The organism is Sphingomonas sp. AC449, assembly GCF_979253475.1.
In genome coordinates this window covers 1-17813 of record NZ_CEEDCZ010000008.1, presented here as the reverse complement: position 1 = coordinate 17813, position 17813 = coordinate 1, and the positions used below count along the sequence as shown (strand labels likewise).

Sequence of the window (17813 nt, the reverse complement as noted above, 5' to 3'; positions counted from 1 at the left end):
GCCAGTTACGGGATGGCCGAACCGGCGTTGGGGAGCACCGGTTCGGCTTCGGGTGGCTTCTTCTTGAACAACGCCCGATCTGCCGGGCCGAACGCCCATTTCCACAGGATGAAAAGATACGTCCCGGCGATAGCGGGTTCCCCGACCGCGAGTTCGACCCATTCATACCGTTTGGGCAGCGCGGTGAAGGCGGCGCCGACGACGATCGCAGCCAGCGCGGCCCATACGAGCGGCCAGCGCCATGGCGACACGCTCGCACCGAGCAGGTGGCCGAGCAGCCTGGACTTGATCACCGAGGTCAGCGCGACCGACAGCATGAGCGCGACCGCGGGCCCCGCCGCCTGATAATTGACCGGATAACCGAGCCCGCGGATCAGGAAGATCAGCGCGAAGCTGAGCCCGATCTGGAAGGCGAGCATCGCCGCCGAGATCATCAGGTTCCGGTGACGCGCGATGTAGACGAGCGCGGATTCGCTGACCGCGCCGGTCGAGGCGAGGAATTCGGCAGTCAGCAGGAACGCGAGCGCGGCGGTGCCGGCGACGAATTGCGGGCCGACCACACCCATCACCGCTTCGCCGGGGATCGAGCCCATCAGCGCGAGCCCGCCCTGTGCCGCCATGATCCAGAACGCGACCTGGCGGACCTGGTTGGCGATCGCGGCGCGGTCGTTGTTCGCGAGGCTCTGCGTGATCACCGGGCCGAGGATCGGGTCGAAGCTGGTCTTGAGCTTCTGCGGCAGGCTCGCGACCTGCTGCGCCATGTAATAGATGCCGACGATCTTGGGCTCGAACATCACGCCGAGGATGAAGCGGTCGACGTTGCGGCTGCCCCATTCGAGGATGTCCGCGCCCGCCAGCGGCACGTTGGCACGCGCTAGCGTATAGAGCGGACGGAGGTGCGGCGACCAGCCGCGGGGGGCGCCGTAGCTGCGCAGGAACGGCACGAGGCTGGCGATCAGCGCCGCGATCATCGACGCGACATAGCTGAGCACGAGCCCGTCGCGGATCGTGAAATACGAGAAGGCCCAGGCCGCGATCGAGATCGTCCACGGCTCGACGACCGCGCGCGCCGTCACCGCGGCCTTGACGTTGAGGCGATAGGCGAGCGCGGCGAGGCTGACGTCGGACCAGGCGACCGCGACGATGATCAGCGGCAGGAACCGGTCGAGCCCGGTGATCGCGCTGTTGGGATACATGATCTGCGGGAAGGTGCAGAGCACCGCGCTGGCGATCAGCGAGGCGATGAACGCGACCGCCATTGCGTCCCAGACAACGTTGGCGTGCGGGCGATCCGCGCTGCTGAGCGCCTGCGCGAGACCGCGCTTGAGGCCGAGCGTGGCCAGCAACGCGGCGAGTTCGACGACCACGACCGCGATCGCGAAGCGGCCGACCAGGTCCGGGCCGTAGATGCGGCCCGCGATGAACAGGAACGGGATCCGCGCGGCCAGCCGCAGGACGAAGCCCGCGATGTTGGTCCGACCGCCCTTGGCGAGCGTGTCGATATCCTTGGTCGATTCCGTCACGGGCGGGCGCCGTCGGTGCGTCGCGCCGCGGCACAGCCGCGTCGTCGGTCGGAGCAAGCGCTCCGCCGGCCGCGCTGGTGCGAGTCAGCCGGACGCGGCCGGCTGCCGCCCTGCGCGATCAATGCGCTGCGCCCCAGCTCAGGCCGGTACCGATTTCGATACCCAGGGGAACGTCGAGCGTGACCGCCGGCGTCGCGGCGTTGGCCATCACGCGTTCGATCACGGGCTTGGCCGCCTCGACATCACCCTCGGGCAGCTCGAACACGAGTTCGTCGTGGACCTGGAGCAGCATGCGCACGTCAGGCAGCCCGGCCTCGAGCAGCGCGGGCCCCATGCGGACCATCGCGCGCTTGATGATGTCCGCGCTCGTCCCCTGGATCGGTGCGTTGATCGCGGCGCGCTCGGCGCCCTGGCGTTCGTGCTGGATCTTCGAGCGGATCCGCGGGAAATGCGTTTTCCGCCCGAACAGCGTCGTCGTGAACCCGGTCGCGCGGACGCTCTCGGTGGTGTCGACGATGTAGCTCGAGATGCCCGGGAAGCGATCGAAATAGCGGTCGATCATCGCCTGCGCTTCGTCCGCGCTCACATCGAGCCGACCTGCGAGCCCCCAGCGCGAGATGCCGTAGAGGATCGCGAAGTTGATCGTCTTGGCGCGGCCGCGCGTGTCGCGGTTGACCTCGCCGAACAGCTCCTGCGCGGTCAGGCTGTGGATGTCGTCGCCGTTCGCGAACGCCTGCTTCAGTGCGGGGACGTTGGCCATGTGCGCGGCCAGCCGCAGCTCGATCTGCGAGTAATCGGCGGCGAGGATGACGTTGCCGGGCTCCGCCACGAACGCGTCGCGGATCTGGCGGCCGATCTCGGTGCGGATCGGGATGTTCTGCAGGTTGGGATCGGTCGACGACAGCCGTCCGGTCTGCGCGCCGGTCAGCGAGTAGGAGGTGTGGACGCGACCCGTCGCGGGGTTGATCTGCGCTTGCAACGCATCGGTATAGGTCGATTTCAGCTTCGAGAGCTGGCGCCAGTCTAGCACCTTGCGCGCGATCACCGCGCCGGGCGAATCCTTGTCGGCGGCGATGCGTTCGAGTTCGGTGACGTCGGTCGAATAGACCCCGGACTTGCCCTTGCGGCCGCCCTTGATCCCCATCTTCTCGAACAGCACGTCGCCCAGTTGCTTGGGGCTGCCGATCGTGAACGGCGCGCCGGCGAGCGCGTGGATCTCGGTTTCGAGGCTCGCCATCTGCGCGGCGAACTCGGTCGAGAGCTTCGACAGTTTCGCGGCATCGACCTTGATGCCGTGCATCTCCATCTGCGCGATGACGGGGACGAGCGGGCGGTCGACCATCTCGTAGACGCGCGTCGAGCCCTCGGCGGGCAGGCGGCGCTTGAACCGGCGCCAGAGGCGGAGCGTGACGTCGGCGTCCTCGGCGGCATAGTGGGTCGCGGCCTTGAGGTCGATTTCGTTGAAACTGCGCTGCGACTTGCCCGTGCCGACCACGTCCTTGAACGCGATGCAGGTGTGCGAGAGGTGCGTGGCGGCGAGCTCGTCCATGCCGTGGCCGTGAAGCCCGGCATCGAGATCGAAGCTCATCAAAATCGTGTCGTCGAACGGCGCGATCGTCACGCCGCCGGTGGCCGCATAGGCGCGGGCGAGGACGATCATGTCGTATTTGAGATTATGGCCGATCTTGAGGATGCTCGGATCCTCGAGCAACGGCTTCATCTTCGCCAGCACGGTAGCGCGGTCGATCTGGACCGGGTTTTCCGCGAGCAAATCGGTGCCGCCATGCGCGATAGGGACGTAGCAGGCGAGGTTCGGATGCAGCGCGAGGCTGATCCCGACCAGATCCGCGCGCGTCGCGTCGATCCCCGTCGTCTCGGTGTCGATCGCGATCCAGCCCTGGTGCCTGGCCAGCGTGATCCAGCGGTCGAGCGCGCCCTCGTCGACGACGGTCTCATAGTCGTCATGCTTGCACGGTTCGTCCGCATCCATGTCCGCGACGACGGTCGACTCGGCGACCGGCGCCTCGGCCACTGCGGAGAGCTTGGCGATCAGCGACTTGAAGCCGTGATGTTCGAGAAACGCGCGCAGCGGCGCGTCGGGGATACCCTTGAGCTCGAGATCCTCGAGCGGCTCGGGCAGCGCGACGTCGCATTTGAGCGTGACGAGCACCTTCGACAGCCGCGCCATCTCCGCATGCTCGATCAGATTGTCGCGCAGCTTGCCCTTCTTCATCCCCTCGGCCGCGGCGAGCACCGATTCGAGGTCACCATGCTCGAGGATCAGCTTGGCGGCGGTTTTGGGGCCAACGCCGGGGACGCCGGGGACGTTGTCGACGCTGTCGCCCATCAGCGCGAGCACGTCGCCGAGCTGCGCCGGGGTCACGCCGTGGAATTTCTCCGCGACATGCTCCGCGCCCAGCCGGCGGTTGTTCATCGTGTCGTACATGTCGAGACCGGGCTCGATCAGCTGCATCAGGTCCTTGTCGGAGCTGACGATCGTGACCTCCCAGCCCTGCGCGAGTGCGGCCCTCGAATAACAGGCGATGATGTCGTCGGCTTCGAGCCCCTCGGTCTCGATGCACGGCAGCGAGAAGGCGCGCGTCGCGTCGCGGATCATCGGGAATTGGGGGACGAGATCCTCGGGCGGCGGCGGACGCTGCGCCTTGTACTTGTCGTAGAGATCGTTGCGGAACGTCTTCGACGACTTGTCGAGGATGACGGCCATGTGAGTCGGGCCGTCTGCGGCGTGGACCTCGTCCGCGAGCTTCCACAGCATCGTCGTATAGCCATAGACCGCGCCGACCGGCTCGCCATGCTTGTTGGTGAGCGGCGGCAGCCGGTGATAGGCGCGGAAGATATAGCCGGAGCCGTCGACGAGATAGAGATGGGGCATCACGCGCGGTCTAGCGGATGCGCGCGCGCGGACCAATGGGCGAAGCGTGGCTGTTGGGTATCAGGTTGGAGGAAATCTCGCGCGTCTCGATCAGGCGATCCTCCCCCGGCAGGGGGAGGTGGCAGGCGTCAGCCTGACGGAGGGGGAGGACACGGAGCCGAGGTCGCCTTTACCGCCCCCTCCGTCTGGCAAGTGCCAGCCACCTCCCCCTGGCGGGGGAGGATTGAAGTCAGCTTTGAGGGCGCGCGCTGCCCGCATGCGCGGCGACGGCCGCCGCAACCGACTGGATCAGCATCTGGCGTTCGCGGATCGGGCGCAGCGTGTCGCCGATCATCACCGCGATCGCATAGCGCTTGCCGTCGGGTGCGGTGAGCAGGCCGACATCGTTGAAGCCCGCGTTGCGGCGCCCGAGATCCTGACCGGTGCCGGTCTTGTGCGCGATCCGCCACCCCGCGGGCAGCGCAGCGCGAAGCCGCGCGCGGCCGGTGACCGACGCCCCCATCGTGTCGAGCAACACCTGCGTCGAGCTCGCGCTGAGCAATTCGCCGCGCGCAAGCCGCGCGAGCGCATCGGCAATCGCGATCGGCGCAGCACCATCGGGCGGGTTGGCGACATAGGCATCGAGCGCCGCGGCACGGACCGTGGGATCGAGCTGCGCGCGGGCGACGGCAAACGCATTGCCGAGCGCATAGGCCGGCTGCCAGACGAGCCCGGCGGTCCCGCTCTGCAGCTGGCGCTCGCCCGGACCGAAGCGGATCTCGCCGAGCTGCTTGCGCAGGATCATGCCGCGCACTGCCCGCGGGCCGCCGACATAGCTCAGCAACCGGTCGTTCGCGGTATTGTCGCTGTGCGTCAGCGCGCGCGTCAGCAGCTCGCCGACCGTGGTGTGATAGCCGTCGCCCTTGACCAGCATCGCGATCGGCTGGTGGAACAGCGTGAGGTCCTCGGGCCGGACCACGACGGGATCCTCGAGCCGTGCCTTCCCCTGGTCGCGCAGGTCGAGCAGCGTGATCGCGACCCAGAGCTTGCTGACCGATTGCTGCGGCAAATGCTGGCGTCCGCCGACCTCGACCGTCCAGCCATCATCGACCGCGCGGATCGCGATCCCCGACTTTCCCTCGAACCCCTGATGCAGCGCGACGATCGCAGCATCGAGCTGTGCCGGCGCGGCACGAACAGGACGCGCGGCGACGGGCGGGATCGGGATCGAGACGGTCGCCTGCGGATCGCCCTGCGGCGCGGCGGTGCTCGTCCCCGGTCGCGACGAGGGGCCACAGCCCGCAACCGCGAGCGCGATGCCGGTGACCCCCAAGAGACACGCGAACCTGCCAGATGCCATATGTACCGATTGCCCCGTGATCCGGCGGCAATCCTTATCGGCCCGCACCGTCCGCGATATGCCCGTACCGGCCACGTGCGACGAGCCGCACTCTGGACACGTCGGGCCGCGAAAAATCAGGGAACGAGCACGGTATCGATCGCATCGGGCAGCATGCCGGGATAGTCGAGCGTATAGTGCAACCCGCGGCTTTCGTGGCGGTGTAGCGCCGAGCGGACGATCAGCTCGGCGGTCTGGAGCAGATTTCGCAGCTCGATCAGGTCGGGCGTGACCCGGAAATGCTGGTAATATTCGGCCACCTCGTCGTTGAGCAGCTTGATCCGGTGCTGCGCGCGTTCGAGCCGTTTGGTCGTGCGGACGATGCCGACGTAATTCCACATGAACCGGCGGATTTCGGTCCAGGTCTGCTTGATGACCACCTCCTCGTCCGAATCGGTGACGCGGCTTTCGTCCCAGGGGCGGATCGGCGGGGGCGGGGGCAGGCTGTCCCATGCGGCGGCAATGCTGTCCGCGGCCGCCTCGCCGAACACGAAGCATTCGAGCAGCGAGTTGGACGCCAGCCGGTTCGCGCCGTGCAGGCCCGATTCGGTGCATTCTCCCGCGGCATACAGGCCGGGGAGGTCGGTCTTGCCATGCTCGTCGATGACGATCCCGCCGCAGGTGTAATGCTGCGCCGGCACGACCGGAATCGGCCCGGTCGTCATGTCGATGCCAAGCCCGAGCAGCTTGTCGTGGATGTTGGGGAAATGATGCCGGATGAAGTCGGCGGGCATGTGGCTGATGTCGAGATGGACGTAATCGAGCCCGTCGCGCTTGATCTCCGCGTCGATCGCGCGCGCGACCACGTCGCGGGGGGCGAGTTCCATCCGGTCCGGATCGTAATCAACCATGAACCGGTGTCCCGTCGACGGGTTGATTAGCCGCCCGCCTTCGCCGCGCACCGCCTCGGTGATCAGGAAGTTCTTCACGTCGAGATTGTAGAGGCAGGTCGGGTGGAACTGCATCATCTCCATGTTGGAGACGCGCGCACCCGCCCGCCACGCCATCGCGATGCCGTCGCCCGTCGCGCCGCGCGGCGCCGTCGAGAAGAGATAGGTCCGGCCGGCACCTCCGGTCGCCAATATCGTCGCCCGCGCGGTGTACAGCGCGACGCGTTCGGTGTGGCGATCGACCGCGTAGACGCCCCAGACGTTGCCGGCACCCGAATAGCGCTCCTCGTGACGACCGGTCGCGAGGTCGATCGCGATCTGATCGGGGACGAGCGTGATGTTGGGATGCGCCTCGGCGGCCTTTTGCAGCGCCTCCTGCACCGCCCAGCCGGTCGCATCGGCAACATGGACGATCCGGCGATGGCTGTGCCCGCCCTCGCGCGTCAAATGGAGCGCGTTGCCTTCGGTCTCGAACGGGACGCCGAGATGCGTGAGGCGCTCGATCGCGGCGGGGGCGCCCTCGACGACCATCTCGACGACCGCGCGGTCGTTGAGGCCGGCGCCCGCGACCATCGTGTCCTCGACATGGTTCTCGAACGTGTCGCCAGGTTCGAGAACCGCGGCGATCCCGCCTTGCGCCCAGGCGGTCGAGCCCTCGTGGAGCGCGCCCTTGGCGAGTACGGTCACGGTGAAGCGGTCGGCCAGGTTCAGTGCTGCGGTCAGCCCGGCGGCACCCGATCCGACGATCAGGATGTCGCTCGTCATGCGTTGGCGGCGCGGGTCAGGCTGAGGAAGACGTCCTCGAGATCGGGTTCCTTGGTCGAGACGTCGACGATGCCGAACCCGCCACCCTGGATCGCGGCCAGCACTTCGCCCGCGTTCACGCGGTCCTTGGCATAGGTGATCTCCAGCGTCCGGCTGCCCTTGAGCGCGATCTTCTGGAAACAGGCATTGGCGGGGACCTCGGTCACGTCGCGGTCCACCGTCACCGCGACGATCTTCTCCTGCGCCTTGCCGACCAGCTCGCGCGTGGGTTCGTTCGCGATCAGGCGGCCGTTGTTGATGATCGCGATCCGGTCGCAGAGCTCCTCGGCTTCCTCGAGATAATGCGTCGTCAGCACGACCGTCACGCCGGCCGCGTTGAGGCTGCGGACATAGGTCCAGAGCTGCTGGCGCAGCTCGATGTCGACGCCCGCGGTCGGCTCGTCGAGGACGAGCACGGGGGGCGAATGGACCATCGCCTTGGCGACCATCAGGCGGCGCTTCATGCCCCCCGACAGCGTGCGCGCATAGGCGTGCGCCTTGTCTTCGAGATGCACCGCGCGGAGCAGCTCCATCGTCCGGCGCTTCGCCTTGGGGACGCCGTACAGCCCGGCCTGGATCTCGAGCGTCTCGAACGGCGAGAAGAAGGGATCGAACAGGATCTCCTGGTTGACGATCCCGATCGACGCCTTGGCGTTGCGCGGATGGTCGTCGGTGTCGAAGCCCCAGATCGCCGCGTTGCCGTCGGTCTTGTTGACGAGGCCTGCGAGGATGTTGATCAGCGTCGACTTGCCCGCGCCGTTCGGGCCGAGCAGCCCGAAGATCTGGCCGCGCGGCACGTCGAACGTCACGCCGTCGAGCGCGCGCTTGCCGCCCGCATAGGTCTTGCAGAGATTGGTGATGGCGATCGCGGCTTCGGTCATGGTCGCGGCATAGCGGGGCGGGGAGGGCGGGTCATCTCCCCTCGGGCGTTGCAAAGAAGATTTGTTCGCGCGGAGGCGCGGAGAAGTCGCATCCAGCCTCTCGGTCGGGAGACCCAAGTCCTGTTCTGCCGTTCCCGATGTGAAGGACGCTTCGCGACAAGCGCATCATCTCCGCGCCTTCGCGCCTCCGCGTGAACAAATCCTTCCTTCCTATCACCACAGAAGAACCAATTGCCCGCCCCGCCCGCGCTTGCTATCGCGCAGCCATGCATCCGCCGCTCGAAACCACCCGCGTCACCCACGCCCGCGTCGCCTGCGATGGCGCCACCGACATTCCCGGCGGCGCAGCGCTCGGCCATCCGCGCGTCTGGTTGCAGATCGACGAGACCGGCTATGTCGATTGCGGCTATTGCGACCGGCGCTTCATCCTCGTCGGCGGCCCTGCCGATGGTGCGGACCAGTCGACATTGCGCGACCATGGGGATGGCGCAGGGCGCTAAGCCCCTTATATCTATCGGATGACGATAGCCGCAGACCCCCGCTCGTTCCTCTACCGCGACACGCTCGACCCCGAGCAGGCGCAGGCCCTCACCGCCAAGGCACTGTCCAAGGCCGATGACGGCGAACTCTATCTCCAGTACCGCAAGGCGGAGGCGTTCGGGTTCGACGACGGCCGGCTGAAGACCGCCTCGTACGACACGAGCTCGGGCTTCGGCCTGCGCGCGGTGTCGGGCGAGATGACCGCGTTCGCGCATTCGAACGAGATGACCCCCGCCGCGATCCGCCGCGCCGCCGAGACGATGGCGCTGATCGAGCCCGGCGTCGCCGCCAAGGCCGGCCCGCCGCAGGGCACCAACCGCCACCGCTACACCGCCGCCGATCCGCTCGACCTCGTGCCGTTCGCAGATAAGGTGAACCTATGCCAGACGATCGACGCCGCCGCGCGCGCGCGCGATCCGCGCGTCGCGCAGGTCTCGGTCAGCCTCTCGGGGACATGGTCGGTGGTCGAAATCGTCCGCGCCGACGGCTTCGTCGCCACCGACGTCCGGCCGCTGGTGCGGCTCAACGTGTCGATCGTCGCCGAGCAGAACGGCCGTCGCGAGACGGGCAGCTACGGCATCGGCGGCCGCTATCTCTACACCGACCTCTTCCAGCCCGAGACGTACAACCGCGCGATCGACGAAGCGCTGTCGCAGGCGCTCGTCAATCTCGAGTCGATCGCGGCACCCGCGGGCGAGATGACCGTGCTGCTCGGCAATGGCTGGCCCGGCATCCTGCTGCACGAGGCGATCGGCCACGGGCTCGAGGGCGACTTCAACCGCAAGGGCACGTCGGCCTTTTCGGGGCGGATCGGCGAGCGCGTCGCAGCCGAGGGCGTGACCGTGGTCGACGACGGATCGCTCCAGGATCGCCGCGGCTCGCTGACGATCGACGACGAGGGCACGCCGACGCGCGAGACCGTGCTGATCGAGGACGGCATCCTCAAGGGCTATATGCAGGACCGGCTCAACGCGCGGCTGATGGGCGTCGAGGCGACGGGCAATGGCCGCCGCGAAAGCTATGCGCACGCGCCGATGCCGCGGATGACCAACACCTTCATGAAGGCGGGCAACGACGATCCCGCCGAGCTGCTGAGCCGCGTGAAGAAGGGTATCTTCGCCAAGGCGTTCGGCGGCGGGCAGGTCGACATCGTGTCGGGCAAGTTCGTGTTCAGCTGCACCGAGGCCTATCTGGTCGAGGACGGCAAGCTGGGCGCACCGATCAAGGGCGCGACTTTGATCGGCGACGGGCCGAGCTCGCTGACCAAGGTGCGCGGGATCGGTAACGACTTCGCGCTCGACGAAGGGATCGGGATGTGCGGCAAGGGCGGGCAGTCGGTGCCCGCGGGCGTCGGCCAGCCGACGTTGCTCGTGGACGGGCTGACGGTCGGCGGAACGGCGGCGCAGTAAGCGTCGCCACCGACCGTCAGCGCCCTAGTCCTCGACCCCGAAGTTCAGTCCGCGCGAGACGTTGGGGTCGACGACCGCGACGACGAAATACGCGCAGAACTGTTTCACACGCTGCAGCCAGCCGGTCTTTTCCTTGTACAACGCCGGTGTGATCTCGGTCGAGCACGCGATCTCGGATTCGACATAGCGGCGGACATGCGCGGCGAAGGCGGCGTCCTCGATCCGGATCATCAGCTCCATGTTGATGAACAGGCTGCGCATATCGAAATTGGCGGAGCCGATATGGACCGCGTCGTCGATCACGTAGAGCTTGGTGTGCAGCTTCGTCGGCTGATATTCGAAGACGTGCACGCCCTTGCGTAACAGCCCCGCATAGGTGAACCGCGCGGCGGCGATCGTCGCGTTGTTGTCCGATTTCGCGGCGGTGACGATGCGCACGCGGTCGGTACGACGCCCCGCGCGATCCAGCCTGCGCAACATCGTCGGGCTTGGCGTGAAATAGCCGGCGATGATGTCGATACTCGTCGCGCGGCGCATGTCGTCGCGGACCGCCCGCGCCCAGGGTGACAGCCGCCGCGTCGGTCCGCCGATCAGCCAGCGCATCGGTCCCTGCGTCTCGCTATAGCGGCGCAGCGCATGGTTGAGCTTGCGCAGCTTGCCCTTGGGCTGATGGATCCACCCGCTGAGCGAATCGAAATAGCCCGCCAGCCGTCCCGCGGCCGGGCCTTCGATCAGCAGGCCGAGATCGCGCCAGGCATTGTCGGCGACCGTCCCGAAATAATCGTCCTCGACGTTGAAGCCGCCAACGATGATCCGCGCGTCGTCGTGCTCGCCGTCCGCCAGCGCGAGCTTCTGGTGATTGCGCAGCAGATACCGCCGGCCGAACCGTGCGGAGAACCGGCACACCGCGATCCCGGCGGCCTTGAGCGGGTCGAAGAAGTCGACGCTCGCCGCATCGTCGCTGCCAAAGCCGTCGACGATGAGCGCAACCGTCACGCCGCGTTTCGCCGCGGCGATCATCGCGTCGTTCACGCGCTGCCCCGCGTCGTCGTCGGCGTAGATGTAATAGAGGATTCGCAACGAATGCCGTGCGCCGTCGATCAGCCCGATCAGTGCCTCGAGCCGCTCGGGTCCCGCTTCGAGCAGCGTCAGCCGGTTGCCGTCGACGGTGAAGACCGAGTCCACCGCCTGCGGGGCCGTGGTGCGATCGAGCTGGGGGGCGGGCATGGTCATGGCAAGAGCTAGTGGACACAGGCTCGGGCCGATGCAACCTCGCGGCCATGCGGCGCGGGGGGACGTGGGCGCCCCCCGGCGGCAAAATCTTGACTTTGTGGCGGGGTGTGGGTAGGCGCCGTCATTCTCCCTATCGGTGTTCGTTGCGAAGGAAGCGTCATGGCGCGCGTTACTGTCGAAGATTGTGTCGACAAGATCCCCAACCGGTTCGACCTGGTGCTGTTCGCAGCACAGCGGGCGCGGCAGATCTCGGGCGGCGCCGAACTGACGCTCGACCGCGACCGCGACAAGAACCCGGTGGTCGCGCTGCGCGAGATCGCCGACGAGAACGTCAAGCCCGCGCATCTCAAGGAATCGGTCATCCAGGGCCTGCAGAAGGTCCGCGTCGACGATGACGACGAGGTCGATGCCGTCGGCAGCCTCGCGGCATCGGCCGAGGCACTGCGCCTCACCGCCGCCGCCCCGCCGCGCAACCAGAATCTGGGTGCCGATTACGAGGGTTGATCGCACGGACGTGGTGCGGCGCGAGCCGGGCCATGTTGCGATCCGACCCTGATCGGTTTCCGGCGAACGATGCTGCGGCATCGCTTGGTTGGTGCGATTGAAAGGCTCGTGGACCTGAAGGTCCGCGGGCCTTTTCTCTGCGCGGGTGTCGTTGGGGGTGAAGCGGAGGGAGTGTAGCGGGAGCAGGTTCGCCTTCACGGTGCAGGTGGCCATCGGTCGCCACCCCCCCCACCGTTCGCCCTGAGGGTAGTCGAAGGGCGTGGGACTCAAGGTGCTTCGACTACGCTCAGCACGAACGGGGGGAGGGTGCCGGGTCGCGGGACACGGAATTAAGCCTGAAGGGCGCAGGGGGCAGGGGCGCCGGCGATGCCACCGCCATCAGGCCCCAAAACCACCCCGCCGCGGCAAAGCCGCGGGGTCAGACGCCGCAGGGCGGCGCTGGCCGGGTCGATCGGTGGATCAGCGCTCCCGGTCCACCGATCGACCCTTGAACCCCTGCGCCACGACGAACCACTCGACCGATCCCTTGCGGCTTGCCGGCGGCTTGGCATGCTTCACGCTGGTGAAGTTGCGCTTCATCTCCGCGACCAGCGCCGAATCGGCACCGCCCGCGAAGACCTTCGACACGAACGTCCCGCCCTTCTCCAGCACGTCGCAGGCGAAATCGAGCGCCGCCTCGACGAGCGCCATCGTCCTGAGCGCGTCGGTCTGCGGATGGCCGACGGTGTTCGCCGCCATGTCCGACAGCACGAGGTCGGGCGCGCCGCCGAGCGCATCGATCAGCATCGCGGGCGCCGCATCGTCCATGAAATCCATCTGGAAGATCGTCACGCCGTCGATCGGGTCGACCGGCAACAGGTCGATGCCGACCACCGCCGCCTTGGGCAGGCGGCGCTTGATCACCTGCGCCCAGCCGCCCGGCGCGATTCCGAGATCGATGACGCGCTTCGACCCCTTGATGACCTCGAACCGTTCGTCGAGCTCGGTCAGCTTGTACGCCGCCCGGCTTCGATAGCCCTCGGCCTTGGCGCGCTTGACGTACGGGTCGTTCAGCTGGCGCTCGAGCCAGCGCGTCGACTGCGCGGTCCGCTTGCGCGCGGTGAGGACGCGGGTATGCCCGCCCGAACCACCACGGCTCATGGCTTCGGGCTGCCCATCAGGCGGCGCAATATGCCCTCGCGAATGCCGCGGTCGGCGATGCCGAGCCGTTCGGCGGGCCAGATGTCCATGATCGTCTCCAATATCGCGCAGCCCGCGACCACCAGGTCGGCGCGCTCGTTTCCGATGCAGGCGAGCTTCGCCCGCTCCTCGATCGCCATGTGCGACAGGTTCGCGCTGATCCGCCGCATTGCGCTGGCGGGCACGATCAACCCGTCGACCACCGAGCGGTCGTAATGGCTCAGCCCCAGATGCACGCTGCCGAGCGTCGTCACGGTGCCGCTGGTACCGAGCAGCCGCGGCCGCTCGACATTGGCCGGCAGCCGCGCGGCGAACGGCGCGATGCTGTCCGCGACGACCTGCCGCATCCGCGCATAGGCCGCGCGCCGGCCCGCCTCGCCCTTGCCGCCGCCTGCATGCTCGGTCAGCGACACGACGCCCCACGGCGCGGAATGCCAGTCGAGCACGGTCGGGATCGGTGTCGACGTATCGACCAGCACGAGCTCGGTCGAACCGCCGCCGATGTCGAAGATCAGCGCGGGGTCGTTACCGGGTTCGATCAGCGCATGGCAGCCGAGCACCGCCAGCCGCGCCTCTTCCTCCGCGGTGATGATGTCGAGATGGATCCCCGTCTCGGCGAGCGCGCGCGCGATGAAAGCGGGGCCGTTGCGCGCCTGGCGGCACGCCTCGGTTGCGACCGAGCGCGCGAGCGTGACGTTGCGGCGCTTCAATTTCTCCGAACACACGCGCAGCGCGGCGATCGTCCGCTCGATCGCGGCGTCGCTCAGCTGGCCGGTCGAGGCGAGCCCTTCGCCGAGTCGGACGATTCGCGAGAACGCGTCGATCACCGCGAATCCGCCGGCCTGCGGGCGTGCGATCAGCAATCTGCAATTGTTGGTGCCGAGATCCAGCGCGGCAAAGGCCTGCGCATCGGGCCATCGCCCACGACTGGGCCGGATCGCCGCCGGACGGGCAGGACCACCCTGCCGGGACGGCATTCGGGCGGAAACATCCCCCATCGCCGCAAAACTCACTATCTATATCTGCCGCCGCGGGAAAATACCCGCCCGGTGCTTGGCAACGAATGTAGCGCAGCCCGGCGATTACGCAAGCGACGTGGCGAATCGGCAACATCGGGGCGTTGACAGGCGGCAAAGCCCCGCCTAGATCGCGCCCTCGCTGATGCCCCGTCGTCTAATGGTAAGACTGCGGTTTCTGATACCGCCTATTGAGGTTCGAATCCTCACGGGGCATCCAGCGCTTTATCCTTTGACACCGAAACCGGACCTCCGTGACAGGAGTACGCCTTGGGCGTGCTTTCCCTTGGCGGCTGGAGATCGCCGCGTTTCTCTGGGATGTGGGGCTGAGATGGCTGGTGAGAGGTAAAGTCGCTGGGATGAAATGCGCGCTTCACCCCGACAGAGATGCCTACAAGATCGAATGTGTCGGATTAGGGAGCTGTGCGCCTAAGATCCAATCCCGACCATTCAGCGCTAATGATGCGCTTCCCGAAACCGGGCGTTCGTTCAGGTGCCGCTGAACGGCTGGAAGTGAGCCGAAAGCTGCCTGACAGTTATCAAGAACGCTCCAAGGATAAGCTGACATAGGACGGGATGCGAACGGCCTTAGTAAGGCTGAGGTCGTGAATTCAACGTTCACCGTAGCCAGTGGCTTCCCGGCGTTCCGTCGTCGTCGAGGAAAAGCATATGGTGTCGGAGTGGCTGGCGATGCCGGCGGCCTCTGATTGGATAAGTGGCGGTGGTTTCCGAAAGCGCCGCCGACTCCAATCGCGCGGTCGTGTGCTCCGGCGTCAGATAGTTCCCGTAGACCCATTCGAGCGTGCTGCCACGCGACTCAAAGCTTCGCATCTGCTCGGCGTTCAACCGATGCCGCAGCCCCTCCACGGCATTCCCGCCTGTCGTTTCATAAGCGACATGGAGAACACCGGGCCGGTCGTGCAACTGGCCTGCCTTTTTGGCGACCAACGACCGAAAGTGCATCGCCTTGCGCCGTGCGGCCTCCTCCGACGCGCTTATCCAGCCGATCACGCTGGCTCGAGAAACCGCCGTCGCATGAAAGGCGCGGCCGGGCGCCGGCGTCCATTCGCCCGCCATGCGATAGTCGACGGCATCCATATAGTCGCCCATCACCAACTCGATCATCCGGCTTGCACCGAAGATGATGTCGTCATGGGGAAGCAAGGCTCGCAGCTGCCTGAGATCCGCACGTTCGATTCTGCCCCCGCCGGCCGCATCTTCCCATTCGCCGGGCCCGCCCAAAAGAAAGTTCGCGACCCTGTCGGCGAGGTACCGCTCGGGGAGGTTGATCAACTCGTCTTGGTAGATCGTCTCCACCCGGATCGACACTCGGGCCCGCTCGGCTTCCTCAAGCGCCAAACGAGCTAGGACGTCGCCGGCCGCGCGCTCCTGCGCCATATAGTCAGATCGGCCTGTGCGCGTGCATTCGACCGCCCAGCGGCTGCGTCCGCGACTTATATGGAGATCCGGTGTCCGGTTGGGTGGGTCCTCGGGCACGAAGCGGACATCGCTCCAGCCGCGCGAACCGTAGGCACCCGCCACCAGTAGTTCATAAAGTGCTTCGTCGGGGGTAGAACGATTATTGACCATCATACGCGCGGCTCGCTCTTCGGCGCCTACGACGCACTTCAACGTCGGCAGGAGCTGGCCGAGCCGGCGGAAAACCGGAGCGATCCGATACGCCTCATGCTCCGCTAGGTTTGCGCGATCGGTGGCATAGGCGTTTGCCTGGAATATGTACCAGGCAATTAGATCGCGCGGATCGTAGAGTGGAGGCCGGGCGCCAGTCGGCCAAAGGTCGCGAGCGGGCTCGAACACTGCGCGGACGCGGTCCATGCGGGTGGTCCAGTCGGCGAGCGGGACGGTCGAAACGAGCCAGTCGATTGCCGCGAGCGATGTTTCGTCGCGCCAATCCTGTCCCTGCCTAGTGGCGATCCACATTGGATTTCGCGCCATGGTGTCGTCTCGTCCTCATTCCTGCTTCGAGTGCGCGATCGGCGCGAAGCCTAATTTCGCTCCAGCTGCCAATCGTACCGCATACCCTCGAACACCGTCGTCGCCACATGGTCGGGAAACAAGCGACCGGCGATCTTGCGCCGGTTATCCCAGCCGGGCTGGGTGTCCTCCATCACCATTTCGACCACACGACGCCCATTAGGGGTCATGTGGTCGAGGATGTCGATGATGAAGGCGTGCATCGCCAGATAGTCGTCCACAACATCCTGTGGCCGGTACCGGTCGATTAACCTTTTCCAGTGCTGGCGCATGCGGTCGCCCCCCGTCTTGTAGAGCGGGCGCTTGCCATGGAAATAGACTGCCTCGAGCGCATCCCGGACCGGATCGACATTACCGTGAATGATGTCGTTGCGTCGGTTCACTACCGTCCAATACCGCCCGAAGACCGGATCTTCCTGTGCGAGCGGCCTACCAAAGCCCGTGCACCGGTCGGCTATCGCGAGGAGCTTTTGATTGAGGGGACTCCTGACGAAAGCGTTGAAGGCCTCCGCGTTGCTCTTCACCTCCGGCTTGATCAGCAAGGCGACGATGAGACCGATAAAGGATTCGAAAAGGACGGGCATCAGCACCGACAGCTCCGTCGGCGCGGTCGTGACCGCCTTCATCCACCGGGCATGCGCCTTACGCCGCTTTTCGGCCATTAGTGCCTGAGTGGTCAACTTGTCGGCGAGTATTTTGCGCTCGATTTTGGGCAGCGCTGTGGCGATGTCGTCATAGAGTTCCGCGCAGCGATCGGCGATCGCAAGGAACTGGTTGGGGAAAATGTTCCATTTCTCAAGGCTGGCGGCGAAGCGCCCCTTGTCTTGGCCGACCCTTCCGAAATCGGCGCGGAACGCCTTGATGAAGGCGACGCATTGCTCGTCGGTAACGTTGATGTCGAAGTGGACATGGACCTCTTCTGACGCTCCAACAAACTGGAGTTTCGCACCGCCCGCCTTCAGATAGTAGTCCCAGTGGAACAGGTTGTCGGAATCGTCCCGCGCCAGCATCGTCTGGAGACCGTTCGGCGCGCCAAATCGGGCGTGCAAATAGGTGTAGGCGTCGAAGGGCGAGACGCTCTCCTGCAGAACGAGCGCGGCCTTGCGTCCCCGGGTCGCCGCACGCCTCTTGTTTCCCGCCTTCGCGCGACCACGCAGTTCAGCGAAATAGGCTTTTTGTTCGTCGAGAGTAAAGGGTCGCCAGCTGGGTGGGTCGAGATAAGAAGCCAACGTAGCTTTTTTCGACATCGCATTCCCCCTCAAGTTGGGATCAACACTAGCGCAATGATCCGTCGTTCGCTTCGCTGGCTGTTCTCACATACACAAGCATCCGCTTTCAGGCTCCCTCACGACGATCTGAATGACCGATATTGGGGCGCATTCCCGTCCGGCAGCTCGCGCCGTGAGCGGACCGACAGCTCATGGGCCCTTTTGGACTAGCAACATTTCCCTCCGCGAAAAGTAAAAAGCTGCACTTAAGCGCGTGTCACAATGAGTAGCCCCTCGTTTTCTAGACGCCTTGAGCCATCAAAGCCTGCTGCCGTTCGAACTCGACGGGCGACAGCATCC

13 protein-coding genes and 1 tRNA gene are annotated in these 17813 nt (G+C 66.2%); 4 read left to right on the top strand and 10 right to left on the bottom strand.

What is annotated here, in order from left to right; genetic code table 11:
• Positions 1–5 precede the first annotated feature (5 nt).
• The 5 genes from AC0CH3_RS13240 to AC0CH3_RS13220 form a co-directional block, all read right to left on the bottom strand.
• On the bottom strand, positions 6–1523 hold the full coding sequence (locus tag AC0CH3_RS13240; RefSeq protein ID WP_354300663.1) for a lipopolysaccharide biosynthesis protein: 1518 nt from the start codon (positions 1521–1523) through the stop codon (positions 6–8).
• A gap of 118 nt (positions 1524–1641) precedes the next feature.
• Positions 1642–4416 carry a DNA polymerase I gene (gene polA / locus AC0CH3_RS13235; protein WP_354301284.1) on the bottom strand — a complete coding sequence of 925 codons (2775 nt, stop codon included), beginning with the start codon at positions 4414–4416 and terminating at the stop codon, positions 1642–1644.
• Positions 4417–4645: 229 nt separating this feature from the next.
• Positions 4646–5755: a serine hydrolase gene (locus AC0CH3_RS13230; protein ID WP_354300665.1), complete on the bottom strand. Its 1110-nt coding sequence runs from the start codon at positions 5753–5755 to the stop codon at positions 4646–4648.
• A 116-nt stretch (positions 5756–5871) separates the two neighbouring features.
• Positions 5872–7449: an L-aspartate oxidase gene (gene nadB / locus AC0CH3_RS13225; protein ID WP_333995713.1), complete on the bottom strand. Its 1578-nt coding sequence runs from the start codon at positions 7447–7449 to the stop codon at positions 5872–5874.
• Positions 7446–8369 (bottom strand): ABC transporter ATP-binding protein, encoded by a 924-nt coding sequence (locus tag AC0CH3_RS13220; protein ID WP_333995711.1) that lies wholly within the window; start codon positions 8367–8369, stop codon positions 7446–7448. Before AC0CH3_RS13220 ends, nadB begins: the two co-directional genes overlap by 4 nt.
• Before the next feature lie 266 nt (positions 8370–8635).
• Between AC0CH3_RS13220 and AC0CH3_RS13215 the strand changes: the two genes are divergently transcribed.
• Positions 8636–8869 (top strand): zinc-finger domain-containing protein, encoded by a 234-nt coding sequence (locus AC0CH3_RS13215; RefSeq protein WP_056018220.1) that lies wholly within the window; start codon positions 8636–8638, stop codon positions 8867–8869.
• Positions 8870–8887: 18 nt separating this feature from the next.
• Entirely contained in the window at positions 8888–10318 is a 1431-nt protein-coding gene (gene tldD / locus AC0CH3_RS13210) for a metalloprotease TldD (protein WP_354300668.1), read from the top strand.
• A 24-nt stretch (positions 10319–10342) separates the two neighbouring features.
• On the opposite strand, the gene AC0CH3_RS13205 is transcribed toward tldD, so the two are convergent.
• On the bottom strand, positions 10343–11551 hold the full coding sequence (locus AC0CH3_RS13205) for a phospholipase D-like domain-containing protein (protein WP_465237988.1): 1209 nt from the start codon (positions 11549–11551) through the stop codon (positions 10343–10345).
• Between the two features lie 159 nt (positions 11552–11710).
• Here AC0CH3_RS13205 and rpoZ point away from each other — a divergent pair, with 159 nt between their 5' ends.
• Positions 11711–12055 (top strand): DNA-directed RNA polymerase subunit omega, encoded by a 345-nt coding sequence (gene rpoZ / locus AC0CH3_RS13200; protein WP_031439727.1) that lies wholly within the window; start codon positions 11711–11713, stop codon positions 12053–12055.
• Between the two features lie 459 nt (positions 12056–12514).
• Here rpoZ and AC0CH3_RS13195 read toward each other — a convergent pair whose 3' ends face one another.
• Both AC0CH3_RS13195 and AC0CH3_RS13190 read right to left on the bottom strand, forming a co-directional pair.
• Positions 12515–13195, bottom strand: a complete 681-nt coding sequence (locus AC0CH3_RS13195; protein WP_031393473.1) for an RlmE family RNA methyltransferase — start codon at positions 13193–13195, stop codon at positions 12515–12517.
• Positions 13192–14211, bottom strand: coding sequence for a Ppx/GppA phosphatase family protein (locus AC0CH3_RS13190; protein WP_056018214.1), 1020 nt, complete (start codon positions 14209–14211; stop codon positions 13192–13194). The genes AC0CH3_RS13195 and AC0CH3_RS13190 overlap by 4 nt, the downstream gene beginning before the upstream one ends.
• A gap of 185 nt (positions 14212–14396) precedes the next feature.
• On the opposite strand from AC0CH3_RS13190, the gene AC0CH3_RS13185 reads away from it, so the two are divergent.
• A tRNA-Gln gene (locus tag AC0CH3_RS13185) sits at positions 14397–14470 on the top strand.
• A gap of 398 nt (positions 14471–14868) precedes the next feature.
• Here the strand turns inward: AC0CH3_RS13185 and AC0CH3_RS13180 are convergent.
• Together AC0CH3_RS13180 and AC0CH3_RS13175 are read right to left on the bottom strand one after the other, a co-directional pair.
• Positions 14869–16191 carry a hypothetical protein gene (locus AC0CH3_RS13180; protein WP_465237987.1) on the bottom strand — a complete coding sequence of 441 codons (1323 nt, stop codon included), beginning with the start codon at positions 16189–16191 and terminating at the stop codon, positions 14869–14871.
• Between the two features lie 65 nt (positions 16192–16256).
• Positions 16257–17492, bottom strand: a complete 1236-nt coding sequence (locus AC0CH3_RS13175) for a hypothetical protein (protein ID WP_333951432.1) — start codon at positions 17490–17492, stop codon at positions 16257–16259.
• Between the last annotated feature and the right edge of the window lie 321 nt (positions 17493–17813).

Bases quoted from the DNA above. Each gene is read 5' to 3' on its own strand.
- polA (WP_354301284.1), bottom strand. From the start codon at position 4,416: ATGCCCCATCTCTATCTCGTCGACGGCTCCGGCTATATCTTCCGCGCC.
- AC0CH3_RS13230 (WP_354300665.1), bottom strand. From the start codon at position 5,755: ATGGCATCTGGCAGGTTCGCGTGTCTCTTGGGGGTCACCGGCATCGCG.
- nadB (WP_333995713.1), bottom strand. From the start codon at position 7,449: ATGACGAGCGACATCCTGATCGTCGGATCGGGTGCCGCCGGGCTGACC.
- AC0CH3_RS13220 (WP_333995711.1), bottom strand. From the start codon at position 8,369: ATGACCGAAGCCGCGATCGCCATCACCAATCTCTGCAAGACCTATGCG.
- AC0CH3_RS13215 (WP_056018220.1), top strand. From the start codon at position 8,636: ATGCATCCGCCGCTCGAAACCACCCGCGTCACCCACGCCCGCGTCGCC.
- tldD (WP_354300668.1), top strand. From the start codon at position 8,888: ATGACGATAGCCGCAGACCCCCGCTCGTTCCTCTACCGCGACACGCTC.
- AC0CH3_RS13205 (WP_465237988.1), bottom strand. From the start codon at position 11,551: ATGACCATGCCCGCCCCCCAGCTCGATCGCACCACGGCCCCGCAGGCG.
- rpoZ (WP_031439727.1), top strand. From the start codon at position 11,711: ATGGCGCGCGTTACTGTCGAAGATTGTGTCGACAAGATCCCCAACCGG.
- AC0CH3_RS13195 (WP_031393473.1), bottom strand. From the start codon at position 13,195: ATGAGCCGTGGTGGTTCGGGCGGGCATACCCGCGTCCTCACCGCGCGC.
- AC0CH3_RS13190 (WP_056018214.1), bottom strand. From the start codon at position 14,211: ATGCCGTCCCGGCAGGGTGGTCCTGCCCGTCCGGCGGCGATCCGGCCC.
- AC0CH3_RS13180 (WP_465237987.1), bottom strand. From the start codon at position 16,191: ATGTGGATCGCCACTAGGCAGGGACAGGATTGGCGCGACGAAACATCG.
- AC0CH3_RS13175 (WP_333951432.1), bottom strand. From the start codon at position 17,492: ATGTCGAAAAAAGCTACGTTGGCTTCTTATCTCGACCCACCCAGCTGG.